This window comes from Erwinia sp. E602, assembly GCF_018141005.1.
Classification (GTDB): domain Bacteria; phylum Pseudomonadota; class Gammaproteobacteria; order Enterobacterales; family Enterobacteriaceae; genus Erwinia.
The window spans coordinates 1,783,345-1,799,746 of sequence record NZ_CP046582.1 but is presented as its reverse complement, the minus strand read 5'-3'; the positions used below and the strand labels follow the sequence as shown (position 1 = coordinate 1,799,746).

Sequence of the window (16,402 nt, the reverse complement as noted above, 5' to 3'; positions counted from 1 at the left end):
AACCCGATTGAGCCTGCTCACTGTGCTTTTTGGCGATAAAATGATCACAAATCACTTGAAAGTACGAAATTTAACGTACAAAATAAGGAGGCGTTATGGGATTCAAGGACATTAAACATCAGGTAATACGTTGTATGCAGGCCGGGGCCTATCTGCACGAGACCCGACGTGACATTAACGCAAAAAACTATCTGGCTAACGGACGCCTCAATCGCGAGTGGGTCATTGAACTGCTCAGTCGCACCCGCGGCGATGAGTGGCGTTGTACGCCGCATCATCAGCACAGCGACATCGACGTGCATGTGTTCAGAACAAGCAGAAACGGCGTTGACTGGTACGTGAAGTTTTATTTCGTTGAACCGAATACGGTCTTCATCAGCGTACATCCAGCCATTGCCGGGGAGGAACAGAAATGAAAGTGTTCAAAGAGGGTGAGAACATCGCCGTGGTTTGCTACCAGTGTGGCAAAAGCACGGCCACTTTCCGGCTACGCGACGTTGATTTTGATGACCACAGCGGTACGGTGAAAAATATTCTGGCCGGGGTGTGCGACCAGTGCGATACCGTTGTCGCTATACCGCCGCAGTCTGAGCCGCAGATTAAGCGCGAATATGAACGGACGCACTCGGCGCTGGAGGTGCGGGTACCGGCGCACTTCCTGAATATCCTCAGCCTGGCAACGCTGAAAATTGCACCAAGGGTCAGTGACGAGTTCAGTAAGGTGCTGATCCTGTACTACCTGCACGCGCTTAACAGCGGACGCTTTGCACAGGATCAGTTAAAGACGCTGCTTGCCAGCGATATGGCTAAGGCCCGGGCGTCTAAACGCATTTCGATGAAAGTAAGCCATAACCAACTGGCCGAGCTTAACAGCCTGATGAAACAGCTGGCGCTGACCAAAACATCGGATGTTATCCGGGCGGTAATATTGAAAATCCATCAGGATTTGATTGAAGAGAAGGATCTTAGCGCCCTGCCGGAATTACGCAACGTGGCCGCGGCGCTGTATTAAGTCTGCAATAAGCCGTAAACCGTAAAAAGGCGGGAAACCTCTCCCGCCTCTGTCTTCTTTCAGGGAGTGGCCGCACGGTCGCGGCCAGCCCTGGATTATTTTTTCAGGCGGTACGCCACCACGCTGTCCCCCAGCGTGGTGCCCAGCGAGCCGTGCCCACCGGCAGCCACCACCACATACTGGCGCTGGTCGCTGCCCATGTAGGTGGCTGCGGTAGCCTGCACGCCGGCCGCGAGCTCCTGCTGCCACAGCAGCTCACCGGTGGTACTGTCATAGGCACGGAAGAAGTTATCCGCCGTTGCCCCGTGGAACACCAGGTCCCCCGCCGTCACCAGCTGACCGCCGTGCGCCACCATCCCCATCGGGAAACCAATCGGGAACGGCCCAGGCAGGAAGGTGGTTTTCAGGTTTTTGGTGCTGCCCACGCGGCGCAGCCACCGGGTTTTACCGGTGGTCAGATCCACCCCTGCCAGCTGCCCCCACGGTGGCGCGATGCACGGAATGCCCAGGCTGGAGGCAAAGCGCTGGATGTTAATCGCATTATCGCCCTGGTAGTTTTCGTTCCAGAACGGTGTGTTCTCTTTGGTGAACAGGCGCTTTTCTGCCGTTTGCGGCGTGCGCTTAATCAGGTTGTACTTGTAGGGCAGACGCACGGGAGAGGCGATCAGCAGCTGGCGCTGTGGATCGATCGCCACCGAGCCCCAGTTAAACACGCCGATATTGCCCGGGAACACCAGGGTGCCGGACTCGGTCGGTGGCGTCCACGGGTTGCCGTCATAGCGCAGCGAGTGGAACTCGATGCGGCAGGCCATCTGATCGAACGGCGAGATACCCCACATCGCTTTTTCATCCAGCGCTTTCGGAATAAAGTTCAGCGCGGATACCGGCTGGCTAGCGGCAAAGCTCTGACCGGTGACGCCGCCGCTGGTGGAAACTTCCTGCTGGTTAACCGGGTACACCGGCTGGCCGGTCAGGCGGTTAAGCACAAACAGGTTGCCGGTTTTGGTTGGCAGGATCACCACCGGCTGTTTCTGGCCCTGATAATCAATATCAAGGATCGAAGGCTGCGACGGATTATCGCGATCCCACAGGTCGTTGTGGGAAGACTGGAAGCGCCACTTAAAGGCACCGGTGTGCAGATCCAGCGCCACCAGGGTGTCACGGAACTTCTCAGTATTGCTCTCCGGCTGGCGTTCAATACCCACTTCATCCGGCGCGGCGTTACCAAACGGCACGTAGACCAGGCCATTTTTTACGTCGGCACTCAGGGTGGCCCACGCCAGCGGCGAGTCATGTGGATACTGCTGGTCAGCCGCGATCGGCTGGGTGTTTTCCGGATTGGCCGGATCAAAATTCCACACCAGTCGGCCGGACTGCACGTCATAGGCGCGGATCACCCCGGACGGGTTGCCGTTGCTGTAGCCGTTATCCATCGCCGCGCCGCCGACGATCACCAGATTACCGGCCACCAGCGGTGCGGAGGTTTGCATCAGCGCGTTAGGACGCACTTCTCCCATACTGGTATGCAGATCCACCACGCCCCGATTGCCGAAATCTTCGCACAGTTTGCCGGTGTCGGCATCCAGGGCAATCAGCTTCGCGTCAATGCTGGCGTTAAAAATACGTTTGCGGCATGCGGCAGCTGTCGCAACCTGTGCCTGAGCTGTCTCTGCGCCCTGCGGCTGTACCGAGCCGTCCCAGTAGCTGACGCCGCGGCAGGTCTGGTGCTGCCACATCAGCGAGCCATTATTGGTCGGCTGGTATTTCCACTTAACCGCACCGGTTTCCGGATTCAGCGCATGTACTTCATCGTGCGGTGTGCAGAAGTAGAGCGTATTGTTCACCTTCAGCGGCGTGGCTTCAAAGGTGTATTCGCTGGCGTCTTTCGCCGTATCACGCAGGTCGCCGGTATGATAGGTCCAGGCCACCTCCAGATCGCCTACGTTATCTTTAGTGATCTGGTTCAGTCGTGAGAAGCGCAGGCCGCTGTCGCTGCCGCCATAAGCCGTCCACTCCTCGCCTGCGCCATCGGTCAGCGCGCTGTTACGTGGCGTGGTAATGGTCCCCGGCTGCGGGAAGGGATCGTAAAACATCAGCCCGATAACGATAACGATCATCACCGCCACGGTGCCGCCCAGCAGCGGATGGAAGCGGCGCTCGTGCCCGGCCGCGCGGGTCAGCGGGCGCACAACCCACGGCAGCGCCAGCCACAGGCCGATCAGGCCGATCAGGTCGCCGCGAGGGATCCACTGCCATTTATCAAAACCAACCTCAAAAACAGTCCAGGCCAGCACCAGCCACATCAGAATGGCATAAATGGTCAGCGCAATAGCCTTATTACGGAACAGCGCAATGGCGGTTATCAGCAGCCCTACCGCAATAATGGCGTAAAACGGCGTACCCCCTGCCAGCAGCAGCTGGCTGCCCACATAGAGCATCGCAAGGCCGACCAGCGCAATCACCACGCTGGTAAATTTGTTAATCATGACTCTCCCCTGTGTGTTAATGCTGCCCGACAACGGCCGTGGCATACTTACGAATCTTTACCATAAGAATACATAAACATAACAAAATGGGTCAGTGATCATAACAACAGGCGATACAGGGTTATTAATCAATAACCTCCAACATTTTGAAATATATGGAAATATAATAAAAAAAAGCGTTGAGGGTTTTCCCTCAACGCCGTGCAGATAGCATAAATTGCTAATTTATCGGCGGCAGCTGCAGGTTGCTGCGGAAGTCATGGCCCGGATAGTCTTCATCGATCAGCTGGCGTTTACGCAGCTCCGGCAGCAGGCCGTTGAGCAGCAGATCCTGCTGGTCCGGCTGGCCCAGGCCGTGCAGCGAAATGACGTCCAGCACGCCGGCGCGGTAACGCTCTTCAATCGCGTCGGCCAGCGACTCCGGCGTGCCGGCGACAAACCAGTGGCCGGTCTCTTCTGCCTGAACGATCAGCTCGCGCAGCGTTAACCCCTGGCGGGCAAACCCGACGAAAATCTCCGCCCGACCGCGACGACGGTTTACCGCGTCCGTATCCGGCAGCAGGCTTTCCGGGATCGCTTTATCCAGCGGCAGTTCGGAGAGGTCGATCTCGCCGCCGAGCATATCCGCCACCCGCAGCCGGCCGCGATCCAGGTTAATCCGCTCATGTTTTTCCCGCAGGCGGCGTGCCACGTCTGCCGGGCTGTCGCCAATAATCGAGTGGAACGAGTTCATCACCAGCGGCAGCCCCTGCGGGCGGCCAAAGCCCTGTGCCCTGCGGCGAATTTCACTGACGAAGGACACGGCAGCGGCCAGCGTCGGCTGCGAGGTATAAATCACTTCGGCATACCGGGCACCGAGGGTAATACCTTCCTCCGACTGCCCCGCCTGAAACTGCACCGGACGGCCCTGCGGCGGCGGCGGCACGTTCAGCGGGCCGGCCACGGTAAACACCTCACCGCGGTAGTTGGCCGGGTGCAGCTTACGCGGATCGACGCTGACCCCGCCGCTGGCGCTGCGGGTGACCGCCTGTGGATCGTTGGCGTCAAACAGCGCGTTAACCACCTCAACAAACTCGGTGGCTCGCGCGTAACGCGCCTGCGGCGACGGCAGCACTTCGCCGAAGTTCTCCTCCCCCACCGACGAGGTGACGGCGTTCCAGCCCGCCCGGCCGCCGCTCAGGTGATCGAGGGTACCGACCTGCCGGGCCAGGTTATAGGGATGCTGGAAGGTGGTAGTGACGGTGGCAATCAGGCCGATCTGCGACGTGGCCTGGCTCAGCGCGGCCAGCGCGATCAGCGGGTCCTGGCTGCCGGTAATGCCGGCCAGCCCGGCCGGATCGCTCTGCAACAGATCGGCGGTAAACAGACCGGTGATTTTTTCACGCTCGGCAATTTTTGCCAGTTCGACGGCGCGGCGGATGCCGGTTGCCGGATCGGTATCACTGGCGGCGGCGAGCACGCTGGCCGCGCCGACCAGCGTTTTTAAACGTCTGCGATGAGTAGTCACTTTTTGTTCCTTTAATTCAAACGGATATCCGTTCAAATTAGAGAAATACGCAGTTAACGCCACCAACAAAAATGAATGTGGTTGGGTAAAAAACGTATAAGCCCGCGCGCGGTCGCCCGAAAAAACCGTTGCCGCCCCGCGCGTCGGCAGGCATCATGCTGTCGCCGAATTTTCCTGCCGTCTGCCGGTCGAAGGCCCGCCATGCACAACCGCTTCCTGCCCACCGCACTCGGGCTCTATCTTAACTATCTGGTTCACGGGATGGGCGTGCTGCTGATCGCCCTGAATATGCCGCCGCTGATGCAGCAGTGGCACACCAACGCGGCCGGCGTGTCGGTGGTGGTGGCCTCGCTGGGCATCGGGCGGCTGGCCGCGCTGCTGCTGGCCGGGGTGCTGTCTGACCGCTTTGGCCGTAAGCCGTTTGTTTACCTTGGGATGCTTTGCTACCTCGGCTTTTTTGTCGGTATCGTCAGCGCATCGTCGGTCGGCGTGGCCTTCGCCTTTGGCCTGCTGGCCGGCGTCGCCAACAGCCTGCTGGACGCCGGCACCTATCCGGCGCTGATGGAGTCGTTTCCGCATACGCCCGGCACCGCGCTGATCGTGGTCAAGGCGTTTGTTTCAGCCGGGCAGTTTCTGCTGCCGTTCCTGGTCGGCGCGCTGGCGCTGAGCCACGCCTGGTTTGGCTGGTCGTTTATGGCGGCAGCCGCGGTGATGCTGCTGAATGCCCTCTGGCTGCTGCGGCGGCCGTTCCCCGATCGTCATTACGCTGCGGCTGCCCGCACGCCAGCGTCTGCGCTGGCCGCCAAAGGCCAGCTCGGTGATATTCTCTGCTTCACGCTGTATGGTTATATTTCGATGGCCACCTTCTGGCTGGTCAGCCAGTGGCTGGCGCAGTACGGGATGACGGTGGCCGGTTTAGCCTGGGATTCCGCCCTGCGTCTGCTGAGCCTGTATACCGTCGGTTCGCTGTGCGGCGTGCTGGTGACGGCCGTACTGGCCGATAAGCGGGTGCGCAGCGCCACGCTGCTGCCGTGGTACAACGCCATTTCGGTGCTGGCACTGCTCACCGTCTGCCTGTGGCCCGGCCCGGTTACCGTGCGGCTGTTTGCGCTGGTATTCGGGTTCTCGGCGGCGGGCGGGGTGGTGCAGCTGGGGCTGGGGCTGATGGCGCAGCGCTTTCCCGACGCGCGCGGCAAAGCAACCGGGATCTATTACAGTGCAGGCAGCGTGGCCACCTTCACGGTGCCGCTGGTGGCGGCAAAGCTGTCGCAGACCAGTATCGCCAGCATACTGTGGTTTGATCTGCTGCTGGCCGCCGCCGGGCTGCTGCTGGCGGGGGTGATTAGCCTGCGTCAGCCCTCGCGCAAGGCCGCAGATAAAAAAACACGGCTCCGCCAGAGCGAAGCCGTATCAGTGGAGCAGAATTCCTCTCCGTCTGCAGAAAAACTGCGTGCAGATTAACGCACGATCAGCCCCAGCAGAATACCCAGCGCACCGAAGTCAGAGTCGCTGAAGGTGGTGTTCGCCAGGCCAATGCTGCCGAGCACCGGCAGCAGGAACACCGGAATAAAGGTGATCAGCAGGCCGTTGGTGAACGAACCGAGGATCGCCCCGCGACGCCCGCCGGTGGCGTTACCAAACACGCCCGCCGCCGCACCAACGAAGAAGTGCGGCACCACGCCCGGAATAATCACCGTCATGTTCAGCGCATACAGGATAAACATCCCCAGCACGCCGGCAACAAAGCTGCTGAGGAAGCCCACCAGCACCGCGTTCGGCGCGTACGGGAACACCACCGGGCAGTCCAGCGCCGGTTTGGCGTTCGGCACCAGCCTGTCGGAAATTCCTTTAAAGGCCGGGACGATCTCGGCAATAACCATACGCACGCCCTGCAGCACGATATAGACGCCGGCGGCAAAGGTGATCGACTGCATCAGCGAGAACATAAACCAGTTTTTACCACCGGCGTTCATCTCTTTCACCGCTGACGGACCGGCCACCAGGCAGGTGAAAATGAAGATAAAGAACATGGTGAAGGCAATCGCCACCGGCGTGTCGCGCAGGAACAGCAGGCTTTTGGGTACCTGCATATCTTCCGTCGACTTCTCTTTATTACCAAACTTGCTGCCGATAAACGCCGACAACAGCTGAGAAATTGAGGAGAAGTGGCCGAAGGCAACGTCATCCGACCCGGTGACTTTCTTCATATACGGGTGAATAATCGCCGGGAAGAACACCATTGATACGCCTACCACCAGCGAACCTACCGCAATCAGGCTGACGCCCTTCATGCCGGCGGTCGCCAGAATCACCGCCACCATCATCGACATAAACAGCGTATGGTGACCGGTCAGGAAGATGTACTTCCACGGCGTAAAGCGCGCAATGGCGATGTTAATCACCATGGCAAAGAACATGATCATCGCCATTTCGGTACCGAAGCTCTTCTGCGCCACGGCAACGATCGCTTCGTTATTCGGCACCACGCCCGGAATACCGAACGCATGATGGAAGATAGCGGCAAAATCGCTCAGCGAGGAGACGATCAGGCCGGCACCGGCACCGAGGATCAGGAAGCCCATCACCGTTTTGACCGTACCTTTAATCACTTCGGTGGCGGGCTTTTTCTGCGCCACCAGGCCAATCAACGCAATCAGCCCGACCAGGATCGAGGGTTCGGACAGCACATCACTCATTAAAAAACGGAAGAATTCCATTTTTAGCTCCGGTTACAGTGCGCCGAGTTCGGTTAAGGCGGCAGAAATACGCTCTTTCATCGCCACCTTATCCACCATGTTTTGCAGCGAGACGATCTTACCGCCCACCTGCTGCGCTACCAGCTGCTCGGCGATATCGGAGGTGCCAACGAAGATATCGCTGCTGGTCCCTTTCGCAGATCCCAGGTCAACGTGATCGACTTCAGCCGCCACACCCAGGTCTTTAACGATATTTTTAATGCTCATTTCCATCATCAGGCTGGTGCCCAGGCCGTTGCCACACACTACGGTAATTTTCATCTGTTGGTCCTCTGGTTGAATTCAGTAACGCGAAATAATGGATAAAATCTGACTGACCTCTGTCGCCGCCATCAATGCCGCGGTATCCTCAGGGGTATCAAAAAGCTGCGCCAGCGCGGTCAGGATGCCGATATGGCTGTTGCTGTCGGTGGCAGCCAGCACGATCAGCAGGTGCACCGGATCGTTACCTTCCGAGTCGAAGTTGACGCCCTGCTGTACCACGGTCAGGCTGACGCCGATCTTACAGGCACCCTCTTCCGGGCGGGCGTGCGGCATTGCAATGCCGGGGCCGACCACGTAGTAAGGGCCGATCGCTTCATGCGAGCGGTAAATAGCCTCGACGTAACGGGCTTCGATAGTGCCGTTATCGCGCAGCGGCTGGCAGCTGCGGGTGACCGCCTCACGCCAGTCGGTGCAGGCGGGCAGGATCTGAATGACCTCTGGAGTCAGTAAATCTTTCAACATGGGATGGTTACCTTAATGAATTTTCACGGGCAGAGTAGTGGCTCAGACAGCGGATTAATGTGACCAACATCTAAAAAGTTAACGCTAACTGTTATAACTATCATTAAATGTGACCGGCTTATCATAAGCCGGTGAAAGGCTTGTGCTCTGAAGACGGCAGCGGCACACTGCCCGCAGTCATCGCGCCGTTGGCGGTAGCAAAGGGAGAAACCAGGATGCGCAAGCGTCGTAGTAGTGGTCGGGTTACGCTGCAGGATGTGGCCGATTATGTTGGCGTGGGGATCATGACGGTGTCGCGAGCGATGCGCACTCCGGAGCTGGTCTCTGATAAAGTTCGCCAGCAGGTAGAAACTGCGGCCAGCCAGCTGGGTTATCAGGCCAGCCTGCCAGCCAGTGAACTGGTTGCTACCCCGGCTAATGGCCGGGTGACGCTGCAGGAGGTGGCCCGCCACGCCGGCGTCGGGCCGATGACCGTGTCCCGCGCGCTGCGCGATCCGTCGCTGGTTTCCGAATCTGCGCTGCAAAAAATTCAGCAGGCGGTGGCGGCAACCGGCTACGTGCCCAACCAGGCGGCGGCCGCGCTGGCCTCCGCACAGCTGCACACCGTGGCGGTGCTCTACCCTTTTCAGCACGACCGCGCCAGCAACCGCTTTGTGCAGGCGTTGCAGCAGACGCTGAGCAAACAGCCGTTTCAGCTGATCATGGCCTGCCACGAATACCATCAGTACGGCGAAACGCCGCTGGTGGAAAAGCTGCTGCAGAACCGCCCCTCGGCGCTGGTGCTGTTCGGCGCGCAGCTGTCAGAGAAGACCTGCGCGCTGATTGCCCAGGCCGAGCTGGTGACGGTGAACGTCTGCGGCGCGGAGCGCTTTCCTGCCGATATCACGCTGAATATGGCGATCGGTGACGCCGCCGAGCGGCTGACCCGCTATCTGCTGGACAAGGGCTACCGGCGCATCGCGTTTATCGGCGCACACACCGATAACCGCCTGCACCGTCAGCAGCTCAACGGCTGGCACAAGGCGATGCTGGCGCATTACCAGAACGCCGACCTGATGATCACCGTGCCGGAAGCGCCCACCCTGCAGCAGGGCCGCTACGCGCTCGGCCAGCTGTTGCAGAACCAGCCGGACCTCGACGCAATCATCTGCAGCCACGAAGAGCTGGCGTTTGGCGTGCTGGCCGAATGCCAGCGGCGGCTGATGAAGGTGCCCTATGACCTGGCGGTGGCCTGCCTCGACGGTTCCGATAACTGCGATCACACCTTCCCGGCGCTGACCTCAATGCGGCTGAACTATGAGCAGCTCGGCCAGCAGGTGGGCGAACAGCTGATGGCGATGCTCGATAACGCACCGCCGGCGCAGGAACAGCAGCTGAAATTTACTCTGGAGCCGGGGGCAAGTAGTTGAGCTCCGGTTCAGCAACCGCGGTCCGGCGCTCTGATCGCCGCCCGACAGCCTGCGCGCGCAGAGTGCCATTTTGCAGGAGAAGGTCCGCCGCAGAAGCACACTGCAACTGTTCGCTGCTGATGACAAACAGCCGGTGCGGATGCAGATCCCGGTCATTCCCCCACGCATAGCCAGCCCAGAAGGCGTGAAATTCACCCCACGAAGGAATGGATTTCAAAGGCCTTCCCTCCTCGCTGCCGTCCGAGAGGTAGACGTGGTAGTCCGGCTGGGCAAGGGCCCAGGCGATCATCACTTCCCAGAAACGTTTGCCGTCGCCGGTGTGTTCACTGTCTGACACCACGATCGCATAGCGTGACAGGAAATGGCGGAAGAACCGTTTCGCTATGCCGCTTACCACATCCTGGTGCTGCGGCAGCACGGTACGCCAGACCATAATCTGCGTACAGGTTTCGCGTAACGGGACAATATGTTTTAACAGCAGCAGCTTAACGGCATAAACGGTTTCCGGCTCTTCGGTTTCCGCAATCAGCCGGTACTGGTCTTCCTGCAATGAACTTACCAGCCGATAGCCCGGCGGCAGGCTGAACCCTTCCAGTGTAAAATCGCGCACGCCTTTGGCCAGAAAATAGCGCGTATCATCGCTGTTTCTTCCCGAAATAACGCTGCCGAATTTTTCATCAAAACCCGCAGCGGGTATCAGAAATGGCATCCCTGAATTCCTTATGGCTGTATTCATCCTCACCCTCCTTTTGCGTCACTCTGATTAAACCCGAACGCAGCAGGCGGCACCGCCGGTGGTCAACCCACCGGTAACGCTCACCTGACGCTACGCATCGCCGCTCTGACGATCAAGTATGCTGTTTTTTTCTACAGCATGCTTCCCAAAATATTTCCGAAAAGCACAATAGTTACATTCCGCTTGCGCACCGTCCCGCATCTTCGGATAGTCTGTGGTACAGACCCGCCACTATTCAAGGAGATAACATGACGCAAAACCTGACGGTCACCGCCGCGCTGGATACCCTGGAGACCCATTATGCGGCGGCGGTCGATGCGCTACGCGACGCCGTTACCGCCTTTATCGCCGATGGCACCCTGCCCGATGCCGCCGCGCGCGCCGCCGGTCTGTTCGTTTACCCGCAGCTGCGCGTAAGCTGGAACGGCGCGGCCCCGGCGCAGCGGCTGACCCGCGCCTTTGGCCGCTTTACCCGCCCCGGTAGCTACAGCACCACCGTTACCCGCCCGGCGCTGGTGCGGCGTTACCTGAGTGAACAACTGGAGTTACTGGCGTCGGAGTACCCGGTCACCATTGAGGTACTGCCCTCAGATCAGGAAATCCCCTTCCCCTACGTGATCGACGGTTCCGGCCTGGCGCTGGACCGCAGCATGAGCGCCGGCCTCGCCCGTCACTTCCCGACCACCGAGCTGGCGCTGATCGGCGACGAGAACGCCGACGGCCTGTTCCAGCCGGGTGAAACCTTCCCGCTGTCGCACTTTGACGCGCTGCGCACCGACTTTTCGCTGGCGCGGCTGCGCCACTACACCGGCACCCCGGTGGAGGATTTCCAGCCTTACGTGCTGTTTACCAACTACACCCGCTACGTGGATGAGTTTGTGCTGTGGGCCTGCGAGCAAATCGCTGACCCGGACTCGCCCTATCAGGCCCTCTCCTGCGCGGGAGGCATCACCATCACCCGCGACACGCCGCACCCGGAGCAGACCGTCACCGACGTGGCGTGGAAAAAGCACCAGATGCCGGCCTGGCACCTGATTGCGGCGGATGGCCACGGTATTACCCTGGTCAATATCGGCGTTGGCCCGTCGAATGCCAAAACCATCTGCGATCACCTCGCGGTGCTGCGCCCGCACGCCTGGCTGATGATCGGCCACTGCGGCGGCCTGCGTGAAAGCCAGACCATCGGTGACTACGTGCTGGCGCACGCCTATCTGCGTGATGACCACGTGCTGGACGCGGTACTGCCGCCGGATATCCCGATCCCAAGCATTGCCGAAGTGCAGCGCGCGCTGTACGACGCCACCAAACAGGTCAGCGGCATGCCGGGGGAAGCGGTAAAACAGCGCCTGCGTACCGGCACGGTGGTCACCACCGACGACCGCAACTGGGAGCTGCGTTATTCTGCTTCCGCGCTGCGCTTTAACCTCAGCCGCGCGGTGGCGGTGGATATGGAGAGCGCCACCATTGCCGCCCAGGGTTACCGTTTTCGTGTACCCTACGGCACGCTGCTGTGCGTCTCCGATAAGCCGCTGCACGGCGAAATCAAGCTGCCGGGCCAGGCCAACCGCTTCTATGAGGGGGCAATCTCCGAACATCTGCAGATTGGTATTCGCGCCATCGACCTGCTGCGCGCCGAGGGCGACCGCCTGCACTCGCGCAAGCTGCGCACCTTTGATGAACCGCCGTTCCGCTGATTCTGCGGCAGTACCGTATCTGCTGCCTGCGCGCTATTGCGGCTGACTGAATCGCACCCGTGCCGCCACGGCACGGGTCGCGTAAAAACACGGCGGGCCTTACGCCATGGCCAGGACAGATAACAAGCCACCCGCAGGTGACACCTGTCGCTGTTACAGGTGTCACATCCCGCCCGGTGCACCCCGGCACAGTGGTTCCGGTCAAAATTAACCCATTGAATTAAAACAACTTCACTTAACCTCCCGATCCTGGCACGCTTTTCGCAATTCCCTGCGCGAGTCTCTGCTCCGGCTGATGCATAAGGCACAGCAATGGACAGGGTTAAGCCAGTCTCAGGGAGACAGTATGAAAGCAGCTCGTTGGTATAAAGCACGCGACATCCGCATCGATGATATTGAAGAGCCCCAGGTTTCCGCCGGTCAGGTCAAGATTAAAGTCGCCTGGACCGGGATCTGCGGCAGCGATCTGCATGAGTATCTGGCCGGGCCGATCTTCGTTCCGGTCGACCAGCCGCATAAAATCAGCCATGACATTGCGCCGATCGTGATGGGCCACGAGTTCTCCGGCGAAGTGGTGGCGGTGGGCAGCGGCGTAACCCGCGTTAAGGCCGGCGACCGCGTGGTGGTCGAGCCAATCCTCTCCTGCCAGCAGTGTGAAGCCTGCCGCGAAGGCAAATATAACCTGTGCGGCGACCTCGGCTTCCATGGCCTGTCCGGCGGCGGCGGTGGCTTCTCCAGCTTTACCGTGGTGGCCGAGCATATGGTGCACCGCATGCCGGACGCGCTGAGCTATGAGCAGGGTGCGCTGGTTGAACCGGCCGCCGTTGCGCTGCACGCGGTACGCATGAGCAAGCTGAAAGCGGGTGACAAGGCGGCGGTATTCGGTGCCGGCCCAATCGGCCTGCTGGTCATTGAAGCGCTGCGCGCGGCCGGGGCGGCGGAAATCTACGTGGTGGAGCTGTCGCCACTGCGTGCGGAGAAAGCCCGCGAACTGGGTGCCAGAGTGGTGATCGACCCGAGCAAAGAAGATGCGGTGGCCAAAATTCGCGAGCTGAGCGCGGGTGGCGTTGACGTGGCCTATGAAGTGACCGGTGTGCCGGTGGTGCTTAAGCAGTGCATCGACAGCACCCGTTATGAAGGCGAAACCGTTATTGTCTCGATCTGGGAAGGTGAAGCCTCATTCCACCCGAACAAAGTGGTGCTGGCCGAGCGCAGCGTGAAGGGCATTATCGCCTATCGCCATATCTTCCCGGCGGTGATGGACCTGATGACCCAGGGCTACTTCCAGGCCGACAAGCTGGTCACCAAGCGCATCGAGCTGGAGCAGCTGGTCACCGAAGGCTTTGACGCGCTGGTCAAAGAGAAACAGCAGGTGAAAATCCTGGTGCGTCCGCCGCAGGACTAAGCACGGCCGCTAACGGCACGCTGGCCGCATCTTTGTTCCCCTGAAGAAGCCTGCCTTCGCGGCCATCAGCCCAGCCTGCGCACGTTACACCCGTTACGGTGCGCAGGTTACTCTTCCCACAGTATGTGCCCCTGCTCAATACGCCCCCATTAACTCCTGTGCAGCGGCGACCGTATGCCGTATCGCTGCATACGGCGGTAGAGCGTCATTCGGCTGATACCGAGCAGGCGCGCCACGGCGCTGTGGTTCCAGCGGGCGGCGTGCAGATGCTGCTCCAGCTCCTGCGCTTCCGGCGGTAAGCCCGGTGGGTTTTTCTGTCCGCTGCAGGCGGCGGCAGCTCCGTGACCTGACGCGCCGGCGTGCCCGGTCGCAGGGGCTGCCGGATGGTCTGCCGCACCGGCATACGACAGCGCCCCCTGTTGAGACGCCCCGGACGTAGCTGAGTTCATAACAAGATCCTGCGCCGCTGCGGCACGGGGAAAAATCTCTGCACTGGCGATGCCCTGCCCGCTCATCTGCAGCGTGTCCGGCAGATCGGCAGGTTCAATACGCCCGTTCAGGCTCATCGCGCTGGCGTAGTCCAGCGCGTTACGCAGTTCGCGCAGATTACCGGGCCAGCGATGTTGCTGTACACAGCGGCGCGCGGCGGGTGCCAGCTCCGCTTTACCGTCCAGCAGCGTGTCGATCAGCCAGTCCAGATCGCTGCGATCGCGGAGTGCGGGCAGCGTCACGCGTGCGCCCTGCAAGCGCCAGAACAGATCGGCGCGAAAATGCCCCTGATCCACCCGTTGCTCAAGCCGATGGTGCGAGGCCGAAATCACCCGAATATCCACCCTCACCGGCCGCGTTCCCCCCACCGGCAGCACCTCTTTTTCCGCCAGCACCCGCAGCAGCCGGGTCTGCATCTCCAGCGGCATATCGCCGATCTCATCGAGGAACAGCGTGCCGCCGTCTGCGGCCTGGATCAGTCCCGCCCGCGCCTTACTGCCGGCACCGGAGAAGCTGCCGGGCAGATGGCCAAACAGTTCACTCTCGATCAGCTGTGCCGGGATCGCCGCGCAGTTAACGGCGATAAACGGCCGTGCCCGGCGATCGCTGGCCTGGTGGAAGGCACGGGCAAAGTACTCTTTGCCGCTGCCGGTTTCACCCTGCACCACCAGGTTCAGCGAGGCGCTAAGCAGCCGGGCGGCACGCTGCAGCTGCTGATGCAGGGCCGCATCGCCGCCACACAGTGCCGCCAGCGGTGCGGGCAGTTCTGCGCACGCGTGCGCGGTGGGCCGGTTCGCGACACCGCGCGCTGCGTGCAGATCGGCAGACGCGCCCGCGGCGGGACGGTCAGCGACACCGCAGGCTGCATGCAGAACGGCGGACGCGGACGGGCGGTTAACGCCCTCTCGTGCAGCGTGCAGGTCCGCAGATACGTGCGCGGCGCGGCGTGCCGGCCGCAGCGGTGCAACCGCCGTGACAAACAGCTTATCGCCGCTGCGCGCCTGATCCAGCGTGGCAGGCTGCCCGCCGGCCAGCCACTGCGGCAGGCAGTCGAGGGTGGTGTTGAACAGACGCTCGATCGGCATCCCCAGCAGCGCGCTTTTGTCACCCGGCGGCGGCGCGCTAAGCCCCAGCTCGCCTTCCAGCAGGCGCTGGCCACGGTGGTTGTGGCCGACCAGCCGTCCGCGATCGTCGAAGGCGATCAAAAATTCCGGGCTGCCACCGACAAAGGGTGCACCCGCACTGAGCTGCAGCGTCCAGTTGTTCTGGTGACGATGGGCAAACCAGGCGTTCTCAATACGCGCAGCCCAGACCTGAGCAAGCTGCAGCGCCAGATGCTGGCTGGCGCGCGGCTGCGGCGAGCTGAGCGCCGAAATATCCAGAATCGCCTGCAGCTGCCCCTCGGGATCGAACAGCGGTACGGCGCTGCAGGTCAGCGGGATATGGGTTGCATCGAAGTGATCGGTCTGGTGCACGGTCAGCGCCCTGCCGGTAGCCAGCGCGGTGCCGACCGCACAGGTGCCGGCTACCGCTTCGGTCCACTCTGCGCCAAGAAACAGCCCGGCGCGGCGCAGGCTGACCTCCGCGTGGGCATCGCCCAGGTAATCTACAGTAATGCCGCTGGCGTCGGTCAGCAGCAGCACGTAGCCGGCCGCTGCGATCTGCTGATAGAGCTGCGTCAGGCCGTGGTGGGCGATATGGCGGAACTCCTCCATACGCTGGCGGTGTTCGCGCAGCTGCTGCCACGGCAGGATGCGCGCCTCCTGCATGCGCCCCGGCTCAAGACCGTGATGCGTGACGCAGCGCTGCCAGGAGTCGCCGATCAGCTGCTCCTGCGGCGAACGGGCCAGCCAGCGTGCAGGTTCAGACAGGTGTGCCATCACGGTGGCAATATGTTCACGCTGGTGCTGATTCACGGGATCCTCCTGTGGCGACATCAATAGTTGGCTGGCGCGGCTGACGTGGGCCGTTATCATACACCGTTTTGCCCGGACGACGTCGCCATGCGTAACGGGTCTGAACATTCGCGGGAATTTTTTTACCAGTCTGGTAAGGCTTCGGTGCGGTGCCGCAAAGCCAGCGCGGTTAGCCGTTAAAAAACGCGGACGGGGTTCAAAAAATGCCAGAAAAAAGCCGCCTGTAGAGGCGGCCCGGATGATTAAAGGCAGGTTGTCATAACAAA

Annotated in this window: 12 protein-coding genes and 1 pseudogene; 6 read left to right on the top strand and 7 right to left on the bottom strand. The window is 60.8% G+C overall.

Annotated features, from left to right (window positions below; genetic code table 11):
• Positions 1–95: 95 nt before the first annotated feature.
• Positions 96–416 carry a hypothetical protein gene (locus GKQ23_RS09600; protein WP_212410611.1) on the top strand — a complete coding sequence of 107 codons (321 nt, stop codon included), beginning with the start codon at positions 96–98 and terminating at the stop codon, positions 414–416.
• Positions 413–1,012: a hypothetical protein gene (locus tag GKQ23_RS09595; protein ID WP_056232983.1), complete on the top strand. Its 600-nt coding sequence runs from the start codon at positions 413–415 to the stop codon at positions 1,010–1,012. The genes GKQ23_RS09600 and GKQ23_RS09595 overlap by 4 nt, the downstream gene beginning before the upstream one ends.
• A 95-nt stretch (positions 1,013–1,107) precedes the next feature.
• Here GKQ23_RS09595 and GKQ23_RS09590 read toward each other — a convergent pair whose 3' ends face one another.
• Both GKQ23_RS09590 and GKQ23_RS09585 read right to left on the bottom strand, forming a co-directional pair.
• Positions 1,108–3,498, bottom strand: coding sequence for a membrane-bound PQQ-dependent dehydrogenase, glucose/quinate/shikimate family (locus GKQ23_RS09590; protein ID WP_212410602.1), 2,391 nt, complete (start codon positions 3,496–3,498; stop codon positions 1,108–1,110).
• A gap of 220 nt (positions 3,499–3,718) precedes the next feature.
• Positions 3,719–5,005, bottom strand: coding sequence for an NtaA/DmoA family FMN-dependent monooxygenase (locus GKQ23_RS09585; protein ID WP_212410600.1), 1,287 nt, complete (start codon positions 5,003–5,005; stop codon positions 3,719–3,721).
• 201 nt (positions 5,006–5,206) lie between these two features.
• Here GKQ23_RS09585 and GKQ23_RS09580 point away from each other — a divergent pair, with 201 nt between their 5' ends.
• A complete protein-coding gene (locus GKQ23_RS09580; protein WP_212410597.1) occupies positions 5,207–6,466 on the top strand; it encodes an MFS transporter in 1,260 nt (419 codons plus the stop codon).
• Here the strand turns inward: GKQ23_RS09580 and GKQ23_RS09575 are convergent.
• The 3 genes from GKQ23_RS09575 to GKQ23_RS09565 are packed head-to-tail and all read right to left on the bottom strand — an operon-like array spanning position 6,463 to position 8,487.
• Positions 6,463–7,722 carry a PTS ascorbate transporter subunit IIC gene (locus GKQ23_RS09575; protein WP_056232991.1) on the bottom strand — a complete coding sequence of 420 codons (1,260 nt, stop codon included), beginning with the start codon at positions 7,720–7,722 and terminating at the stop codon, positions 6,463–6,465. The genes GKQ23_RS09580 and GKQ23_RS09575 overlap by 4 nt on opposite strands.
• A 12-nt stretch (positions 7,723–7,734) precedes the next feature.
• On the bottom strand, positions 7,735–8,022 hold the full coding sequence (locus GKQ23_RS09570; RefSeq protein ID WP_056232994.1) for a PTS sugar transporter subunit IIB: 288 nt from the start codon (positions 8,020–8,022) through the stop codon (positions 7,735–7,737).
• Positions 8,023–8,043: 21 nt separating this feature from the next.
• Complete coding sequence (locus GKQ23_RS09565) at positions 8,044–8,487, bottom strand: PTS sugar transporter subunit IIA (protein ID WP_056232996.1); 444 nt, start codon at positions 8,485–8,487, stop codon at positions 8,044–8,046.
• A gap of 215 nt (positions 8,488–8,702) precedes the next feature.
• Between GKQ23_RS09565 and GKQ23_RS09560 the strand changes: the two genes are divergently transcribed.
• Complete coding sequence (locus GKQ23_RS09560) at positions 8,703–9,896, top strand: LacI family DNA-binding transcriptional regulator (protein ID WP_056232997.1); 1,194 nt, start codon at positions 8,703–8,705, stop codon at positions 9,894–9,896.
• 103 nt (positions 9,897–9,999) lie between these two features.
• On the opposite strand, the pseudogene GKQ23_RS09555 reads toward GKQ23_RS09560, so the two are convergent.
• Positions 10,000–10,632 (bottom strand): annotated as a pseudogene (locus GKQ23_RS09555) (hypothetical protein); the annotation flags it as partial.
• A gap of 248 nt (positions 10,633–10,880) precedes the next feature.
• Between GKQ23_RS09555 and GKQ23_RS09550 the strand changes: the two are divergent.
• Positions 10,881–12,326 (top strand): AMP nucleosidase, encoded by a 1,446-nt coding sequence (locus tag GKQ23_RS09550; protein ID WP_056232999.1) that lies wholly within the window; start codon positions 10,881–10,883, stop codon positions 12,324–12,326.
• Positions 12,327–12,672: 346 nt separating this feature from the next.
• Entirely contained in the window at positions 12,673–13,731 is a 1,059-nt protein-coding gene (locus GKQ23_RS09545; protein WP_212410595.1) for a 2,3-butanediol dehydrogenase, read from the top strand.
• Between the two features lie 149 nt (positions 13,732–13,880).
• Here GKQ23_RS09545 and GKQ23_RS23845 read toward each other — a convergent pair whose 3' ends face one another.
• Complete coding sequence (locus GKQ23_RS23845) at positions 13,881–16,136, bottom strand: sigma-54-dependent Fis family transcriptional regulator (RefSeq protein ID WP_249168496.1); 2,256 nt, start codon at positions 16,134–16,136, stop codon at positions 13,881–13,883.
• Between the last annotated feature and the right edge of the window lie 266 nt (positions 16,137–16,402).